The 20004-nt window shown below is 31.0% G+C and carries 8 protein-coding genes; 4 read left to right on the top strand and 4 right to left on the bottom strand.

What is annotated here, in order from left to right:
• Nucleotides 1–77: 77 nt before the first annotated feature.
• Both GCL60_RS12850 and rfaD read right to left on the bottom strand, forming a co-directional pair.
• Complete coding sequence (locus GCL60_RS12850; protein WP_153421066.1) at nt 78–2162, bottom strand: heterodisulfide reductase-related iron-sulfur binding cluster; 2085 nt, start codon at nt 2160–2162, stop codon at nt 78–80.
• Between the two features lie 73 nt (nt 2163–2235).
• Nucleotides 2236–3321 (bottom strand): ADP-glyceromanno-heptose 6-epimerase, encoded by a 1086-nt coding sequence (gene rfaD, locus GCL60_RS12845; protein ID WP_161998206.1) that lies wholly within the window; start codon nt 3319–3321, stop codon nt 2236–2238.
• Nucleotides 3322–3488: 167 nt separating this feature from the next.
• Here rfaD and trmFO point away from each other — a divergent pair, with 167 nt between their 5' ends.
• Entirely contained in the window at nt 3489–4949 is a 1461-nt protein-coding gene (trmFO, locus tag GCL60_RS12840) for a methylenetetrahydrofolate--tRNA-(uracil(54)-C(5))-methyltransferase (FADH(2)-oxidizing) TrmFO (protein ID WP_153421064.1), read from the top strand.
• A gap of 50 nt (nt 4950–4999) precedes the next feature.
• On the opposite strand, the gene GCL60_RS12835 is transcribed toward trmFO, so the two are convergent.
• Nucleotides 5000–5944, bottom strand: coding sequence for a hypothetical protein (locus tag GCL60_RS12835; RefSeq protein ID WP_153421063.1), 945 nt, complete (start codon nt 5942–5944; stop codon nt 5000–5002).
• Nucleotides 5945–5955: 11 nt separating this feature from the next.
• The gene (locus tag GCL60_RS12830; RefSeq protein ID WP_153421062.1) at nt 5956–6255 is read right to left on the bottom strand and encodes a hypothetical protein; all 300 of its coding nucleotides are present in this window, start codon (nt 6253–6255) and stop codon (nt 5956–5958) included.
• A gap of 195 nt (nt 6256–6450) precedes the next feature.
• Between GCL60_RS12830 and GCL60_RS12825 the strand changes: the two genes are divergently transcribed.
• From GCL60_RS12825 to GCL60_RS12815, 3 genes are all read left to right on the top strand, one after another.
• Nucleotides 6451–8691: an RCC1 domain-containing protein gene (locus tag GCL60_RS12825; RefSeq protein WP_161998205.1), complete on the top strand. Its 2241-nt coding sequence runs from the start codon at nt 6451–6453 to the stop codon at nt 8689–8691.
• An 18-nt stretch (nt 8692–8709) separates the two neighbouring features.
• Entirely contained in the window at nt 8710–12864 is a 4155-nt protein-coding gene (locus tag GCL60_RS12820) for a hypothetical protein (RefSeq protein ID WP_153421060.1), read from the top strand.
• 61 nt (nt 12865–12925) lie between these two features.
• Entirely contained in the window at nt 12926–19996 is a 7071-nt protein-coding gene (locus GCL60_RS12815; protein WP_153421059.1) for an RHS repeat-associated core domain-containing protein, read from the top strand.
• Nucleotides 19997–20004 lie beyond the last annotated feature (8 nt).

Below are 20004 nucleotides of genomic sequence, written 5' to 3'. Positions count from 1 at the left end.
GTCATAAAGGCAAATTGAAAAAGCCTAAAAATGAACTACTCGCTTGGGATAACCTTAGCACAATCTTATGTCAAATATCAATTCGGCCTTGAGGCCGCTGCATTTTTCGCTTCTTGTGGCATTGCCATTGCAACAGCTTCTGCTAAATCCATAATTTCAATATCTTTTGTTTCTTCTAAGTTTTGAAACGCACTCTTGAAATTTATCATACAAAAAGAGCAGCCTGTTACGAGGGTTTTTGCACCCGTTTTTGCAACATGTTTTAATCTTTGCTCAACAATTTTACCGCCGCCTTCACTTTCATACCACATATTTCCGCCACCCATTCCGCAGCAGCTTGAAGTTTCGCGACTGGCCTCCATTTCAGATAAACGAAGTCCCGCAACTGCTTCGAGAATTTGTCTAGGTGCATCGAATTCGCCATTATGTCTTCCTAAGAAACAAGGATCATGAAAAGTAACAGATTTGTTTACTTCTACAGGCAATGTTAATTTGTTACTTTTAAATAATTCAGTTAATAATTGGGAATGATGAAATACTTGATATTTGCCACCATACTCTTGGTAATCATTTTTTAAAGTATTAAAACAATGTGGACAATGAGTTACTATTTTTTTAAATTTTAATTTATTTAATTGTTCTACATTGCTATTTGCAATTTCAGCAAAAGAATATTCATCGCCTAAACGCTTAACAGGCTCACCATTGCATTTTTCTGCTTTGCCCATAACAGCAAAATCGACACCACAATATTTTAATATATTCACAATTGATCGTGCTACTTTTTGGTTACCTTGATCATAGGATCCAGCACAACCAACATAATATAAATATTCTACTTCAGGAGTGTCTCCCGTAATTATAGGAACATCTAAACCTTCAGCCCATTTAAAACGATCTGCAGAAGGAAGCCCCCAAGGATTGCTATATTGTTTTATATTTTCTATGGCTTTTCCTGCAGAGGCAGGCACTTCTCCTAATGTTAACGTTTGATAACGACGCAACTGCATAATGGTACGTAATTGATCAATTCCTACAGGACATTCATTGACACAACCACCACAATTGGTACACGCCCAAATTTCATCGTGTGTGATCACTCCACTTTCATATAAAAAATGTTTTTCTTCGCTGCCTTCTTTAGGAAACAAAGCTTCAACTGTCATACTATTTTTTAATTTTAAAATGACTTCACGTGGATCAAGTGGTTTTAATACCGCATTTGCTGGGCAGATATCGGTACATCTTCTACATTCTGTGCAACTATCAAAACTTAAAAGATCTTTCCAAGAAAAATCACGAATATCTCTCGCTCCAAAATATTCTACCTCAGCATTTTCAAAATCCATTTTTGCAAGCATCACACTTGGAGTAAGTCTTTGTGTATATAAATTTAAAGTTGCTGTTACGATATGCAATGCTCTGGTATAGGGAATTGTGGCAATAAATGCCATTGTTGTTACCATATGAAAATACCAAATACTGGTATAAATGGCGTTCGCACTTTCAGGAGACATGTTTTTAGGAAATAAAAAGCTTGCTAAATAGCCAACAAAAGCCCACTTTGCATCCAATGCCGTTGGGTCAAATGCCAAGCGAAAACCTTGCAATAAAAATCCTTGAACAACCAATAAAAATAAAAAACTATATAATAAAATATATCCTAAACTATGAGTAAAGTTTTGACTTTTATCGGAGCGCCTTGCTATTCCCATAACAAGACCAATTGCTAAGGCAACACCACCAACTTGACATGTTACTTTAACAAAAGCATAAAACCAACCATGGTATAAATCAGCAACTGAATATTCTTTTAAGGCAACAATGGTTGTTCCAAAAACAAGAGCTAAAAAACCGTAAAAAATAAGACCATGCATCCAAGCTGCATATATGGAACGAGGTTTGGGATCTCGTTGCCTCCGAGAACGTAACACTTTTGCTTGCGCAACAACGTTTCTAAAAAATAAAATCACTCTATCTAATGGTCTATCAAAACATATTTCTTGTTTACCAGCTCTCCAAAGCTTTACATGCTTCCAGACTCCATAAGCAAACACACAAATTGCAATAGCCAACCAAAGATAAGTTGTTTTATGTAATAATTCGTTCAATCCACCAGAAGGGGACCAATAAATCTGTCGAGTAAGTTGTTGAGCGTCCATGCAAAAACCTTTACTGAGATCCCCTGCTATTAAATTAACAAAGGTATTTATGAAATTTTTTTAGTAACAAAATTTACTGCCCTCGCATTAAATGCTTTTGAACATATTTTGTTACTCCAGCTTTTAAACTTACAAACTCATGCGATATTCCAATAGAACGCAAAGTTGATAAATCAGCGCAGGTGTAATTCTGATACTGTTTAATGATATTATCAGGCATTGGAATATATTCAATGGACTCAGGCATAGAAAGAGCTGAAAATACTTCTTTTGCTAACGTGTTCCAAGATTCAGCAACCCCTCTCCCAATATTTAAAAACAACCCATTTTCAGGAAGTGAAATTTGGTTTGGTGATTTTTTTCTTGTAATAGACATACGAATTAAATCCATTGTTACTTCAATTAAATCGTCAATATAAACAAAATCACGCAATTGTTCGCCCGCTTTATATTGTAGAGAATTGCTTTCAAATAATTTTATTTTCCCCGTACGTGTGGCTTGATTGTATCCGTGAAAAACCATACTTGCTTGTCCGCCTTTATGGGATTCAAACTGACCAAAAACATTAAAGTAACGAAGTCCAAACCAAGTAGGAGGTGTTACTTTTTGTTTTAATGTCCAAATATCAAAATCTAATTTTGATTTTCCATATAAATTTAGTGAAGTATATTTTTCACAATCTTCTTTTTTATCGGAAAAGCCTAACGTACCATCACCATAGGTTGCTGCACTAGAAGCATAAATAAATGGAATGTTATTTTTAGAACAATAATTCCATAATGCTTGCGAATACTCTAAGTTTAATTTTAAAAATATATTCGGATCGGTCTCTGTTGTAGAAGAACAAGCGCCATTGTGTATCACGGCGTCGGGTTTTTCAGGTAATTTTTCTAAATATGAAATGAGCTCCGTGTAATCGACATATTGATATCGTGCCGAGCCTAAAAATCGTCTTGCCGTTGCACGACTAATACTATTAGAAAGATCGGTTGCAATAACGGAACAACCCTTTTCTTGATGAGCATTTTCATCAAAATTTGAAAATTTTAGATTTTTTGTTTTTTCAAAGCCAAGAAGCTCCGGATCCATGCCTAAAATCTTTTCAACAACATTTGTTCCAATAAATCCATGGGCTCCTGTAACAACAAAAAGTGGCATAATCCGCATCCTTTAACTTATTTAGTGATCCATTTGCTTCTTAAATGATAATAAGTTGAAACAAACAGCATAGTTTGCAATATAAGTATCTATCACAAATTTAGGAAGAATAGATGCCTAAATTTATGTGAACCACCATAGTATGAGATATAAAAAAGGGGAAATATATGAAAGTTGCTGTCATTGGGGCAGGCCTTGCGGGGAGTGAATGCTCTTGGATACTAGCAGAGCATTATAACTTAGAGGTAACACTCTTTGAAATGAAGTCTAAAAAAACGACTCCAGCACAAATCACGCCCCATTTATTTGCTGAACTTGTTTGCTCGAACAGTTTAAAGTCGAAAAGTCGTTTAAACCCAGCTGGTACTCTTAAAGAAGAAATTCATAAATTAGGAAGTATTGTCATTCCAAGCGCCCGTGCTGCCGAAGTCCCTGCAGGAGAAACCCTTGCGGTTGATAGAGAACTTTTCTCAGGTGCGATAACGGAAAAATTAAAAAATCATAAAAACATTACAGTTAAAGAGATGATCATTGAACAAGTCGATGATATTTTAAAATTTGGAGAATTTTCTGCGATTGTCATTGCCACAGGCCCTTTGACCGATGACGCCCTTGCAATCGACCTCCGCAAAATAACCAAATGCGAACAACTTTATTTTTACGATGCCATTGCACCTATTTTAGATGGCGATACGGTCGATCACGACATTGTTTTTTTAGCCAACCGAAAATCAAAAACCCATTCCTATGAAAAAAAGATTGCCCAAGAAGCCGCTGCTTTGGAAGGTTTACCTCAAATTGATGAGGGTGAAGAAGAAGGCGATTATTTAAATATTCCATTAAATAAAGAAGAATATTTTGCTTTTGTTGAAAAAGTTTTAAATGGTCCTAAGGTACCACACAAAGATTTTGAAGAACCCCGTTACTTTAATGGATGCCAACCAATCGAAGTTTTAGCCGAAAGCGGTCCCAGAACCCTTTCCTTTGGACCCATGAAACCAAAAGGATTAACCGATCCACGTACCGGTAGAATGCCTTATGCCGTAGTACAACTTCGTAAAGAAAAATTAGGGGATACCGCTTGGAATATGGTTGGTTTTCAAACCCGCCTCACTTGGGGAGCACAAAAAGAAATTTTATCTTCTTTACCCGGTTTAAATAAAGTGGAATTTTTTAGAATGGGAAGCATGCACCGCAACACCTATTTTGTTTCTCCTAATGTGTTAAATGAAGATTTTAGTTTAAAAGAAAACAATAAAATTTATTTAGCAGGACAAATTATGGGCGTTGAAGGCTATTTAGAAAGCTCTGCTATGGGTGTTTTTATTGGTCATGTGATTGGCAATAAGTTAACAAAAAAGAAACTATTAACGATCCCTCCAGCAAATACTTCTCTCGGCTGCCTTGCCCGTTACTGTATTTATGGCGAAGCAAAAAAGTTTACGCCCATGAATATTCACTGGGGATTATTTAATGAATTAAGCAAAGAAGATATTAATAAATACAGCTCACAACCTGAACAAGTTTTAAAAATGAAAAAAATAGATAAATCGGTAAAAAGAGAATTGATGGCCTGTCGTTCGGAAGATTTATTTCAGCAGTGGTATAAGATGGAGTTTGGGGAATAGAGAGGTGCTTATTTTTGTTACTGAAATAATAAAATAAATCAAGAGTTAAATTAATATTTCAAAGGAACTAAATATAAATTCAAAACTGACGTGTTTTTATCTACTTTTATCTCAAATTCTAAATTAGAAGGTTTATGTATTATTGCAGTAGTAGGATTATAATTACTATCATAATCACTTTCATTTTTATATTTTTTAGGATGATGCGATAAATCTTTATGAATTACCAATGCTAAATAGTTTGCATTTTTAATTTTTTGATCTTCAATTTTTTCAAGAAAATCATTATAATATCTTTTTTCTGGAGCATATATTAACTTTGCCAATGTAATAGTATATTTATTTATCAACATCGAACGAGTTCTTGTAGTGCTTTCAAGTTCTTTATGACCAGAAACTATATACTCTATATCTTTATCTTTTACTTCTCGGCTATATACGTAAACTTCTGAAGGTTTGTTTTCTCCTAAATAAGCTAAATCATCATAGAAACAAACTTTATATCCTGATGAGTCTATAGGAATTGAGTGAGTATGAATACTTTCTTTTCCTATATTATTATTACTAAATGCTAATTCAATTACGCCTGGCATTTTTGCATATTCATCACAAGGATTAATTTTATTTTGATTAGATAATTTCGCTACTTTTTTCTCTAGTTGTTCATTGCTTAATTTAAGAGAATCTACTTTATTCTTTAATTCATTGAAATTATATTCTGCTGATTTTTGTTCAAGTACTTTTTTTAATAAAGAATCGTAGTTTAAAGCTAACGCTTCGACTTTAGTTTTAAGTTCATTAATTGTGGCTAGTTGAGCCTTGTCTTTTCCGCTTACCATAAAGCCAGATAAATTTTTTACTGAAGTATCTAGTAGCTTAAGCTGATTTTTAAGATAATTAATATCAGCTGAGCAAGTTTCATGTGTTGTCGCAAATGCTGTGTTTGAAACCAAAAGCGCTAATAGTGTTGCAAGGCTTCTATTTCTAAAATGCATGAATAACTCCTTTACATATTTTTAGATTTATTTAAATTTATTGGCAAAGTTTTTAAAATTTCTTCAATTTTTTTTTGGTTTGCGAAAATTTCTTTTATTTTAATGTCCAAGTCTTTCAAAGTCTTTTCTTTTTGATTTTCTAAATCTATTTTCATTTTTGATCTATTTGTATAGGTAACAACTTCTGATTGCAGAGTATAAATATCGTCTTCAAGTTCATTAATTTGCGAAGTTAATGACTCGTTATTGGCAAAAACACTACAAGGAATAATGGCGAAGGTTGGGAGAATAAATTTTAATAAATATTTCATATATGATTAAACCTATAGCAAATTAAAAATGACCAACAAATATTTAAGTAACTATTTAATTAAATTTTGTCAATTTATAAAAATAAAAAAATATTTTTGACTAATTTATTAAATTTAAATATATAAATAAATTAATGTGTATTTAATATGCAAAATCACATTTTATATTAATTTCAATAGAATATGAGAATATTTATGATTCAAAAATTAAATTATTTATTCACTTTTACAACATTATTATGTATTTATGAAGCCAATGCGAATGAAACAAGCATGAAAAGATCGAAGCGCAGTGTTGTGTGGAATAATCATGAAGAAAAATTTAGAAGTTTATTTTCAAATAATAGCGCATTATGCTTAATAGCTAACAATAATAATTTATTATGCTATAATTTACACTCTGATCCCAATAAATTACCACCCAATACACAAAAAATAATTGGACAATATAAAACAGCAGCCGCTGGTGAAAAACATTTTTGCGCAATTGGTTTGCATGATTCTGCAATTTACTGCTGGGGTAGTAATAACGAAGGGCAACTGGGTACGGGCGATCAACAAAATTCGTTCTTCCCAGTCAAAGTATATTCTTTTGAGTTGTTTACTAACTTAGCAGTTAGTAAAAATAATTCCTATGCTTTAGATAGTACCGGTAAGATATGGGGTTGGGGCAGTAATCAATTTGGGCAACTTGGTTATGCCAACTTAGAACTTCCTTCTTACTATCCTTCACAAATTAGTTCAGATGATGATCAGTATTTTGCGATTTCAGCTGGGAATGATTATTTTTGTGCAATTGAACATGAAGGTGAAGATTCCTTTGGAAAATTTGGACAAATTTATTGTTACGGTAAAAATTTTACAGAACAAGAAAATGAGGATTATCCTGAATACAATCCCTTAATTTTAAAAGGAATGGGCGCAAACCATTATTATGCAGTATCATCCGCAGTTAATCATACATGCGCCATAAATAAACAAAGAAAAATTGAATGCTGGGGTGAAAATAAATTTGGACAATTAGGCATAAATCCAAGTGTAAAAAATTATTCTGATGTATCCGTTTTAGTTACCCACCCAACCGATAGCGAATTTAATAATAGCCAATTTAAAAGTATTGTAACAACCGCAAATGCAACTTGCGGAACAACAGATACAAATAAAACCTATTGTTTTGGAGATAATACTTTTGGACAACTTGGCTATAAATTAGGGAATGAAGCCATTAAAGAAGAAAATGGTTTTCGTTATTCTATACAATATTTGCCAAAGCAGTTGGACAAAAATTCAGATGTCATAAATAAAAGTTATGTAAGTTTAGCAGGAAACGCCAAAACATTATGTGGACTAACCCAACAACAAGAATTAGAATGTTGGGGTTTTACAGAAAAAAATTACTTTAAAGAAATTAGTTTAGGCGATGATTTTTACTGTGGATTAAGTTTAAAAGGAACTCGTGCACTTTGTGGGAGTGCTAAAAAAAGTAATGATAATCATTTAACTCATCCTTGGAATACAACAGTTCAGTTTCCCTGGGTAAGTAAAGAAGAATTCATACAAGTTAGTGCGGGAGAATTTGCGGTATGTGGAATCACTGGGGAAAATACAAGTAATACTTACTGTGCATTTAATAAAAAAACTCCATTGTTTGAAAATAAATTTAAATTTAAAAAAGTAAATTTACAAAATTCTAGTTTAAAAATAGCAGTAGGAGATAGTCATGTTTGCTCTATTCAAAAAAATAGTGGACAAATTTATTGTTCTGGAAATAACGCATTTGGACAATTAGGAATAGGGTCATTACGTTCTTCAAAATATGCAGTAGAATTTAAGCCAATAGTTAATCCTTTAAAAATTCAATTTAAAGATCTCGCTTTGAGTGGCAGAACAACGTGTGGATTGTCAGTGACAAATGAAGTTTATTGTTTTGGCTCTAATGAATATGGCGAAATAGGCTCTAACTTAATAGCTTCTATGTCTAAAACCACACTTCATAAAATAAAAGACTTAAAATTAAAAACCATAGTCGCAGGAAATAAGCATTTTTGTGGTGTTACATTAGACGATACTCAAAATAAAAATAAATTATATTGCTGGGGCGACAATTCATTTGGCCAAGTTGGAAAACAAAATATTGCAGACCCTTATCAAAATAATAATATCCATTTGCCACATGAAGTGCTCAATACACAAAATGTAGTTAGTGTTACAGCAAGTGAACATACCACCTGTTTTTTAAATAAAAATAATGAATCTTATTGTTTTGGCAAAGACTTGGAAAATGTCTTTGAAGAAAGATCATTAGCTTTTTTAAACCACATACCATATCAAGTGCAAAAAAATAATTCTTACACTTCAATTTCATTAGGAAAGAAAATGGCGTGCGGTATTTTAAAAACAGATAAAACTATAAATTGTTGGGGTATGAAAAATTAATTTTCATAGGAGTTGAAAATGCGAAAAAAAATATATCACTTATTGCTAGGAATAGCTTTTGTATCATGTAATAAAAACTCGGAACAAAATGTTCAAGAGTATGAAAATAATAAAGTAAACGCAATTAGCAGTTATTCTGCAAATAGTTCTTTTCAAAATATCTCTAGTATAGATAAAATAAGCAAAGAACAAATTGATTACAGAACAAAAAACTGTCCTATCACACACTCTAATTTAACTTCCGAGTTAGGAACTTTAATTAAAGACTTTAAGCAAGAAAATTTATTAAGAGTTGAAAACAGAAATACAATTCCTATATTTAAAATTTTAGAACAAACCAGCGCATTAGTTTCTGATAAGCCATCAAATATAACTTCAATTCATGGCTGTTACTTTCCTGAAATTTATTTAACCAATGCACTGATGATGAATGTGCTTCAGCAAATTCCTTTTAGCCCTTTCAATCAAGAAAATTTAAATATTACAAACGATTCCGCTGATGATTCCTTTGAACAAACAAACTGGCGTGACTTGGAGCAACTAAAAAACAGTCGATTTGCAAAACTAAATGGTTTAATTCGATCTGCTACAATTGCAAGAAAAGTAACTACTGTAGAAAAAGCAACATTAAATAGTGCAAATAAATTAAAAGCAAAAGTAGATGGTGCAGATATTTATTTGTTTGATACCGGAGAAATTCAACAAAAGGAAACATACTACGCAAATACATTAACACTTGCTAATTCATTATTAGCTATAGGGTATTATGAACGCGCACATTTTCGTTGGGACGGAAGTTTTTCAGCGAATGAATTAAACATGCCAGTGAATATGCCAAATGAAAATTTGCAAAATATTATTGATAAAATTTATTTAGGAAATTTATCAAGCAAAAATAATTTAGTTCCTTTAAAGTATGTCATTGCTTACGATTTACTTATGGCAAACAAATACGCCAACGAAGCTACTGAAGTTGATTATAAAAATACTTCATTTTGTGATGGAAAAAATATATCTACTCACCTTATTCCAGTTTGTTCAGAAGCAAAAAAAATACAAACCAAAGCTTATGATGTTGACTTAAAACGTCTTATTTGTACGTCTGGAAAAGAAATTGAAACACCAATTACAAAGGAAGACTATTTAAATAATTATTTTTGGGAAGAAGCTGTTTGTGTCGATTATTTAGAAACAAATCCAAGCTTAAAAAATATGCATTTAAAAGCAAATGGTGAATCTTATCATTCTTTAAATTATGGGTACTTAAACCCTTTAAAGCTAGATGAAAAGGTAAATTCTTTTCAAAAAACATTCCAAATTATCAAACAAAGGCTTGATCAAATTCGTTTTATTGAAAAAATTGATTTTGGAAATAAGCAAGTTGAACTTGCTAATGCTGTTGTTAATTTAAAAGCAGAAAAAGAGTTGCTTTTAAAACAACAAAATAAAGTAAGAGAAGAAATTACTTTAGCTGAATTCAATAAAAAAACTTCAGAAATTATTGCTGAATCTTATAAAGAAGAAAAAAAGAATTTAGAAATAGAGCAAAGTAATTTATTTAGAAATTATGTTACGCAACATTCAAGCTTGAAATCGTTAGAAAAACTGAAAGGAATTTTAGATAGATATGAAAACGATAAAGCAACTGCAATTAACAATTATAAGATAGAATATTGTGGTTCTACTGATGTTAATGCTTGTAACGGTGGAAGGTACGGCTTACAAAATAGACTCATTAATGAAAGAATGATTACTGTAAAAAATGATTGGAAAAATGAATGTCTTAGAGACGCTCAAACATTAAGTAACATCTATCGGCAAATTGGTAAAAGTGGTTGTGACATTAAAAAAATACTTCCAAACTTAAATGGAAATAATGAAAGAGAAATCAATGCTGCTCTTCTTAATGCTTTAAAAAACAACCCTGAAATTACAGCAACATGCCAAACAGCTGTTATTTCTGAAGCGCAATCACAAATAAAAAACAAAGAACTCCAAGATTTCTTAAATTCTTTTAAACCAGGGCAAACGTGTGAAGATATTTATCGGTGGGAAAGAACTGATTGCTCAAATAAAGATCGAGGGTATTGCGACGCATCTATGAGACGAGTAAAAGATAAAACTATTTGTAGAGATAATATTGATAAATTTAAAGATCTAATTGCTAAATTAGGATTAGATTCAACAAAACTGAATCAAAATAACTCATCGGAAAGTGTTCAATCTTATTTATCTTCTATAAGAACAAATTCAACATTTTCTGAAAACATTCTTAAAATGCACTCGGACAAAATAAATTATGAGAAGGTTTTAGAAATCAATGAAGCTAATAAAGATCTTCTTATACAGTCGCAAAATGGGTTTTGTTCAAATCGATTATCAGATATGGAAAATGGAAGTCGTCCACAATTTGATAAAATGTTACAAGTACGTTCTGAGTTTGAACAATTGCAAATGCAAAGATTACAAATTACAAAATCTATCAATGACGATCAAATAGAATTTGATAGGGTTGTAAATGAAAAACGTGTGCAATTAGCAGATCAAATTCAAAGTTTACAGCAAACAAATAAAAATTTAGCAAAACAACTAGGTTTAAACCAAAGTTTTGAACTTTTAGTTGCAAGTAAAGCTCAGGAATTGATGTTATCTGAATTTGCATTTGGGAATTTTTATTCTAATAATTTAAATGCTTTTTATTATTATCCAATTAAAAGTATTGATCTAAAAATAAAATCACAAGAAACGCAAAATTTAGCAGCAAAAACAAACGTCATTATATCGCAACAAAATTTAGAAATTAATAAAAAACAAATTGAAAATATTGATGTTTCCATTTTGCAAACAGAGCAAAAAGTAAAATCACATGATTTAACAAAATACCTTATTACTTCTTTAAAAGTAAATACAAATAGCTTTCAAAATGAGCTTGAATACCTAAAAGATTTAAATGAACTTTCTAAACAAATGGTATTTGTCGCATCAAATAGATTGTTACAAATGAACCCTAACTATACCTTAGATTTTAATGTGTTATACGATCTTTCAAAAGTTAAAGTGTTTTGTAGTTATCTTGCTAGTTTTGAAGATGGTTTGGTTTGTTTAAATTATTTAAAGAGCTTAAAAGAAAACTTTGACTTTAGAACTGAGAAAAAGTTTGCAAAAATTAAAAAAGGCATGACTTTTAAAATTTATTCTTCTGACTTAAGAAAAACAAAAGATGATGAGGATGATGAAGTAACTGAATTGCAACAACATAAAGATAATTTGTTACTCAATGAATTAAATGAAACAGGTATAATGCTAGTTAATATTGATGAGCAATTTTTAATTGACAAAGGATTCTTTCCAAGAAAGTTTGTCGATGAATATTATCGTGCACGTATTTTAGGAATGACAGTAAATATTATTCAAAAAAACCTAAAAAACAAAAAATATATAGACATGCCTTTTGATGAAACAGAAAGTATTGCTTATGTTTTGCATGATGGTTTAAATGCAGAAAAATCTGCTGATTTATTTCAATGTAATAGCAATTATTCAGCATTTTCACAAAAAATGTACGATCGCTTTATGCATGTGTTAAATAATAATCCAAATAAACTAAAAAATTATAGCAGATCAATGAAATATTTATTTTCTGCTGAGCAATTGCAAAATATCATGTGTACAAATGTCTTTGCTATTCATGCAAAAGGAATTACAAAAGAAAATTCTCAATTGAAATATGTTAATGTAAATAATGAACTCACTCCTATTTCTTTATTTAATAAAGATAAAGATATTAATTCGCAATCAAAATCAATTTTAAAAGTTGCAAGTTTTGATTGGATAGAAAATATAAAGGATGATCCAACAAGTTCTCCTGCACCGAGTGAAGTGTTTTGGCAGCCATTAACGGGACATATGACTGATACCTTGACACAAAATTTTCAAATTGGTAACTTAACAAGGCAAATTTATGAATGTATTAATTCTTCTTCATTAGATACATCAAACTGTACAATAGCAAACAATACGGTTTATAAATCGTTTGCTGGTTTTCCTTTGTTAGGTAAGTATACGTTTGTATATGCTCCACATGAAAAAGATAAAATTAAAAATTTAAAAAGAACACTAGAAAAGCAGACTTCCATTGAAGGAATAGAAATTGATATTATTTATTCTGAATAAAGAATAACAACGATACACGCCCTTTTAACAGAAAGGGCTTTTTTTAATTTCAAGGACGAATATGCAAAAATTAAATAATTATATTAAATTTATTATTCTTATTTTATTCTCACATTTATATTCAAATGTAGCATTTGCTGAAGTTTTTTCAGCACCAACACTATCAAAACCATCCGCTCCTGGTACTTTTGGTGCGAGGCATTTAGATTGGAGCGTTAGTGATTTAGGAGAAGTTGGTTATAGCATTCCTATTGCGGCACCTGCATTAAAACAATTAAGCATGAATTTAAGTTTAAATTACTCACCAACGCATGCTTATGGTGATGCTGGAGCGTTTTGGAATTTTTCCTTAATGAAAGTTTCTTTAGATTTAAAAAGAGGACAAACACAATTTTTAACCCGTAATTTATGTACGCAGTCCATGGCAGACAATTTATATATCAATGGGACAAAATTAATTCCGCAGTCTCCTGGTGTTTGGATGACTTCTTTAAATTCAGGAAGAGATATATTAAAATGCCATGAAAATGGATTTGTTTTTTATAAATCTACAGGAGATATTTTTCATTTTGGTTTGACTTCAGAATCTATCAGTATGACTGCGAGTGGAGAGGCTATTGAATGGTTAATAAGTAAACACTCTACTTTTCGTGGTAAGCAAGAAATATTTTATGAATACGAAAAGCCAACAGGTCAACCTACTGAATTTGGTTTAAGCAATACAAATATTCCAAATTTGTATGCAAAGCCAATGTTAAAAAGAATTTACTCTGATGATGTTGAGCTGCAAATTCAATATCAAGAAAATAGCTTTAAAAATTTACATTTTTACGGCGGCATTCCACAAATTTTATTTGGCAGAGTTTCTGAAATTTCTGTGTTAAAAAATACACATTTATTACACAAATATGTTTTTCAATATGAAAATTCTTCTAAATTCGCCTTTTCTAGACTTTATTCAATGCAAGAATTAGGCAGTGATGGGAAGAGTACCTATCCAAAAACAATTTTTAGCTATCGAGGAAGTAACTCAACTATTAGTAATGAATTAAGCAGTGTAAATGAAAAGTTTGATCGATCTTTTCCAAGCTTTTCTGACAACTATTTTAAATTTGCAGATTTACTAAGCACAGGTAAATCACAAATGTTATTTCATGCTGGCAGTGATTCATTTTGGTTAACTTCATTTGATCCCACTAAAGTATTTGCCGCAGAACCAAATGGTGGGCTGGTAACTACCCAAAAAATAAAAGTAAGACTAGAAGCATATGCTCAATATAGTAAAAATTTAAAAGATTTACAGTTTGTGGACTTAATGGGAACTGGTACCACAGATATTTATAGTTCCAATGGCGCCAATCCTGTTATTTTATTAAATGACCGAAAATTTAATGAAAAAGGCGAATTGATTTTTAAACGTTATGCGCGACTCAGTCGCGATGACTTTGATTTTCTCAGACAATGTGGGTTAGATCCTAGAAAGTGGAAAACTTTAAATTTAACTGGACAAGGGCGCAGTGATTTTATTTGTATCGGTAATAAAAATGCATTTATTTTAATAAATAAAGGAATAAAATTAGTTGATGCAAAAGAAAATCGTTACGAAATAATCGCAAAAAGATTAAAAGTTAAATTAGATTATAACTTGCAATCAACTCTCCAAGATGACTACGCAATTATTGATTGGAATGCCGATGGACTTTCTGATTTGCTTGTTAATCATGGAAATAGTATTTACTTATTACTTAATACAGGAAATTTTGCAAAAGGTGAAAATCAAAGTAGCTTTTTTGAAAAAGTAAACTTAGGGCTATACCGTTACCTTGGTGGTATCAAAGCTTCAAAAATGCTTATTGGTGATTTTACTGGTACTGGCTTACCAAGTATTAATTTTAAACACAGCCGTTTTTTAATTAATCACGGTTTAGGAAAACCCTTAACTGAATTATACATTGAAAATATTAAAAAATTTAACCCTGAATATGCTGCTGTTGTACAGTTAACAGGAACTGGCAAGCAACAAATTTTTGCTGCCACACCTGCGACACATGGTAACGCAATTATTGAACTTGCGAGCCGCTCTTTTCCAAATCATTTACACTCAGTGGTTAGCGCAGATGGTAGATTTTTAAGTTTTAACTACACATCTTCCGTCTTAGAAAACCAAGAAGCAATTACAACAGAACAAAATGCTGAAGTTAAACAACTTGAAATGCAACAACCTATCATGCCCGTAGTCTTACCTTTACTAAAACAAATTGGCTTTTCAGATGGGATTAACCCCACAAGAATGACACGCTATGCTTATCGCTTGCCTAGATTTGATAGTTACTTAAATAAGTATTTAGGTTTTTCATTGGTAAGAAAACAAAATGTTGGTGATGAAACGCAATTAGGTACCTTACAAGAAAAAAGATTTTTATCAGGTGTCCGTTTAAGTGAAGTAGAAAAATTCTCTGGATTTGTTGATTATCGCTTACAATCTGAAAAAAATGTGATTCAGCATGAAATGCTGAATCAATGTTTAAACCCTTCATTAACTGCTGAAAATACTCAATGGTGCACCGATTTAGCAGGGTTTTCTTATTACAGTAAATCGGGTGCTACAAATGATTCTATTTCTTTTGCAACTGGTCTTTTAAACACAAAAGAAATCTATACTGAAACCTTCACAAAATTTGAATTAAAATTATTTCAAAGTCATGATTACCCCGAAAATTTAAAATTAGCTTCTGAAAAACCAGAATTGGCTTTTATTGTTAATAAAATGGTAGAAAGTGAAAAAAAAGGGGATAATTATTTAAATTTACAAAAAATTTATGGAAAAGTAACAAATTATTTTGATGAAAAAGGAAGAATTTTATCGACTGTTACATCGAATCCAACGGAATTAATGGGAGATGAAAAAGTTGTAAATTTTAGTTATTTTTGTCCATTAACACATCCAGAAAATTTAAATATATTTTGCGATCAAGTTGAATTTGAGCAAAAAACTTCTTCACTAGGAAATGTAAAATCTATTTCGAAAAAAATTGTTTACGATCTCTTAACCGGCAATCCATTAGAAGAATGGCTAAGTAACCAAGACGGACAATTAACACTTCAAGCCAATGTCAGTTATGACCAATTTGGGCGCATTAAAAAAATTAAAAAAGGTTCTGGCGAGTTTTCCGAGTTTGAGTGGGAAAATAATAATAATAATTTAAGCTCAATTCTTGATCATGATAACATAAAATCCATTGCCATATATGATGAACTTGGGTACATAAAAAAAGTTGAATCAAACCGAGGAAATATTTCAGCTTATGAATACGATTCCTTTGGAAGAGTTACTCAAATTAGTACAAATCATAGCGGTACTGTTCCTTTAAAAGTAATTCACATTGTTCAAGATTATTGGGATATCTTTTTAAACTGGTTAAAAAAAATATTTTCTGCAAACAACAATTCAGAAGATGACTCGCCAAATACTTCATTGGTTAGTTCCGATTTAAAAACATATGTTACTGAAAAATATGAATATCAATTTCCTGAAATAACATTTACAAACTCAAATTCGTTTGATGCAGAAATAGAAAATCTAAATCAATTTGATGTTAATTTAGATAAAAACCCCAATGCTTATTCTTATCATGAAGGTGTTTTAGGAAAATTTAAAAATCATAAATTCATTCCTGGGCATATTATAGCATATAAAAGAAATCATAATGACGAAAATTTAGAGCTTGTTTCTAAATTATGGCTTACTGGTGATGATGAAAGTTTATATTCCGCAGTTAAAACAAACAAGGGAATGTATTCTATATCTAATAAGTCTAAATACAACAGCTTAGGAAACATTTATAAAGAGTTTTTAAATTTAGAAATTAGTCATGCGGACATTATAAATAATAATTTACCTTCACAAGATTCTTTTAAATTAAGAACAATATATCAATATTATGCAGATGGTGGAATTAAATCTGAAATTTTTGCAGATGGTTTAGAAATTAAACATATTGATGGTGTTGATTATGATGAATTAATCACCCCAGCCGGCAGAAAAAATCGAAATATCTATAACTCCATTGGTCAAGTTATTCAAAAACAATTAGGACTAAATTCCCAAAGTAGCATTACAGATAAAACATTAATAAGTAATATTAGCTATGATGCTTTTGGTAGAATTAAAGAAATATCTAATAATGATAACTTACTAGCAAGCCAATCTTTTGGACATAATAATTTAGTTGAATTTCAAAACCATAATGGATTAGGGGTTTCTCGTTTCTTTTATGACAATTATGGAAGACTCAATCAAAATTTAATTTGCCCGGTTGGAACAAATATTGAAGATTGTAATATTTTAACTTCAGCTAAATTAAGCAAAGCCATCACTTATTCAAATACTGGAAAAGTGAAACAAGAAGAATTTAAAAGTTATAATAGAAATTCTAATACAAATTCTGTTGAATTAATTTCATATACATTTGGAACTTTAGCAAATCAAACTCGAAATGAAGATTTAGGTCTTCCGATTGAAATTAAAATAAGTTCCCAACATAATATTGGTTATAGCGAAAGTATAAAAAAATTATCACATAATAGAATTGGTTTAGTTGCAAATGAAGATTTAGAAATATTTGTAGGCAAAACCCAAAACGATAAAAAAAGTATAGGTGTTTACCAAGTTGAACGTGTTTTTGATTTATCTTCTAATTTAGTTCAATTAAAATCCCGTGGTGGTTTTAGTCGTGAAAACTTAAATAAATTAAAAACAAATTACTTTACGGGTTATAGTGTTTCCTATGAGTCAGGAACAAATAAAATTTCGCAACTTAGTTTTTTACAAAATGGCGTTGCGCAGTCTGTTCCTTTAGAAAAAGTCGAAATTGATTCTGAAGGGTATATTAAATCTGTTCAACTTTCTAATAATTTACTTGTTAAGTCTTGTTGGCATCATAGAAAAGAAGTTCCTTTATCAATGTGGGTTGGAAATTCACAAATGTCCTCTTTTGATATTTGTGATGATAACGTATCTCAAGTGTCACAAGGTCTATTTCACAATAAAATTGAATATGATGAAGATTTATACCCTGTTTCTGTAAGAGATCTTTCTAAATTTAATAAACAAAATTCAATTTTGTCTGCCGATACAAATTTTAGTTACGATATTCAGGGAAGACTCATACGAGCTCAAGGAATAAACGAAAACTCTTGGGGACAAATTGATTATGAATATTCCTTAAGTGGAAGAATTCAAAAAATTTCTCGTTCTGGAAATTTTGTTAAAAATAGAATTTCAAAATCTGCAGGAAGTTTAAATGATTCTTATTCTTATTCAAGCTCAGGACAAATAGGTGTTTTAAGTGATGTTCATTCTAGCGATGGATTTGAATCTGCAAATTTAAAATTTCAATCTGATAATTTAGGTTTTAGAAATATTGGTGTTATTCCTTCTTTATCTGTTTTTGGAGAACAAAATAAAAATATATCTTGGAAAAATAAAAATGAAATTCCAATGCAAAAATATGAATGGAATGGCAGAGGTTTAATAGCTGGTACTTATGAAGGAATTATGAATAAAGAAGATCAATTTATTCAAAATGATCTCATAAATTTTAAAATTAGCGATGAAAACGGCGGTACGTTAGCAGAATTAGATGGGATTGAGTTTTTTAATGATACTAACGAAACTCAAGATAAATTTAAAACCACAAAACTTCCTAGAAGTGTTTATGCAGCACAAGGTATTTCATTTGAAAGAGATGAAATTCATTTTAATATTAATATAGGAGCCTTTACATCTCTTAGGCTCATTACCCGCTACCCTACTTTAAATGCGCTAAACCCAACAACTATATCTGATACTCATATGCAAACAAGAAAAGAACTTGTCATTAAAGATCAAGTTTCTTCTATTTCACAGGTTATAGATATAGATACACAGAAGGTAGTAGAACGTAACACAACAGAACCTTATGGTTTATCTAAAGGCATTCCCTTAATAGGAAACTCTATTTTATCTGATTTTAAAACAAATAATAAAAGAGCAGATGTTTCTTTATATGTAAATAGCCAAAGCAATATGCGAGACGATTGGAATATAAAATCATTTGAATCCATAAATCAAAATGATGATTCTGATAAAAAAGGAATGAGAAACTCTACTATTTTTGCCACAGGTAAATTTTCACACTCTACAGGTTTGAGTACTATGGGAGTTCGAACATTTGACCCTGCAAGGGGACAATGGATTTCACCTGATATTCATGTTGCTCAAAATTTTTCCACAATTTTAAGTTCACCTATTGAGCAAAATTTATTTCAATACGCATTAAATAATCCCGTACAATTTAATGACCCATCTGGAAAAATTGCTCCTCTTGTTGTTTATGGAGTTTTTGTTGGGACTGTTCATGTAGTCCGCTTCGTCCAAACAGCCATGGCCGTACAGCGTGTTGTTCAAGCAGCCACTGTTGTTGCAACTGCAGGACATATTGCTTCAAATATTCCGGTTAAAATACAATCGGCAAGTATTCAAAATACAGCAAATATTGGTACGACTGCTTCTGTCTCCATTTCTATGCAAGGACAAACAACAAATAATATTGATACTCAAAAGAAAGCGGTATCTTTAACTAATTCTGCGTCTAAAGTGGATAAATGCGCGCCAAATTTTGACCTAAGAAGCAACCAAGCAAAAGGAAGAAGTGCGGAAGAACAATATGCAGCAAAATATAATTTAACGAAAAACACAAAAACGTATCAAACTTCAATTGGAAACACGATTCCTGACTTTGTTACACCTAGTAAATTTATAGAAATAAAAAATGTAAATAAACAAGGATGGACTGCTCAACTTCGAAGAGAATTGGAAGCTGCTAAAGCAAATGGTAAAACATTAGAAGTCGTCGTTGATGAAAGAACAAAGATTTCTAGTAAATTAGATAAACTAGATAGTGATCCTAAATCAGGATTAAAAGTGACTCGTGAAAACTTTCAAAATAAGAAAGAGTCAAATAATCCTTGTAAATCGGAAGGAAAAGAATCACCAAACAAACCTTCAAAAGACAATAAACCAAATGATAATTCAAATACTGGGGCAAGTAGCGATAGTAAAAAACCAGATACTGGGACTGATAAAAAATAAATTATATT

Origin of the sequence: Silvanigrella paludirubra (assembly GCF_009208775.1) — a bacterium.
Classification (GTDB): domain Bacteria; phylum Bdellovibrionota_B; class Oligoflexia; order Silvanigrellales; family Silvanigrellaceae; genus Silvanigrella; species Silvanigrella paludirubra.
This window is presented reverse-complemented; position numbering and strand designations above follow the sequence as displayed.

Excerpts from the sequence above, each read along its gene's own strand:
- GCL60_RS12850 (WP_153421066.1), bottom strand. The coding sequence starts at position 2,162 with ATGGACGCTCAACAACTTACTCGACAGATTTATTGGTCCCCTTCTGGT.
- rfaD (WP_161998206.1), bottom strand. The coding sequence starts at position 3,321 with ATGCCACTTTTTGTTGTTACAGGAGCCCATGGATTTATTGGAACAAAT.
- trmFO (WP_153421064.1), top strand. The coding sequence starts at position 3,489 with ATGAAAGTTGCTGTCATTGGGGCAGGCCTTGCGGGGAGTGAATGCTCT.
- GCL60_RS12835 (WP_153421063.1), bottom strand. The coding sequence starts at position 5,944 with ATGCATTTTAGAAATAGAAGCCTTGCAACACTATTAGCGCTTTTGGTT.
- GCL60_RS12830 (WP_153421062.1), bottom strand. The coding sequence starts at position 6,255 with ATGAAATATTTATTAAAATTTATTCTCCCAACCTTCGCCATTATTCCT.
- GCL60_RS12825 (WP_161998205.1), top strand. The coding sequence starts at position 6,451 with ATGATTCAAAAATTAAATTATTTATTCACTTTTACAACATTATTATGT.
- GCL60_RS12820 (WP_153421060.1), top strand. The coding sequence starts at position 8,710 with ATGCGAAAAAAAATATATCACTTATTGCTAGGAATAGCTTTTGTATCA.
- GCL60_RS12815 (WP_153421059.1), top strand. The coding sequence starts at position 12,926 with ATGCAAAAATTAAATAATTATATTAAATTTATTATTCTTATTTTATTC.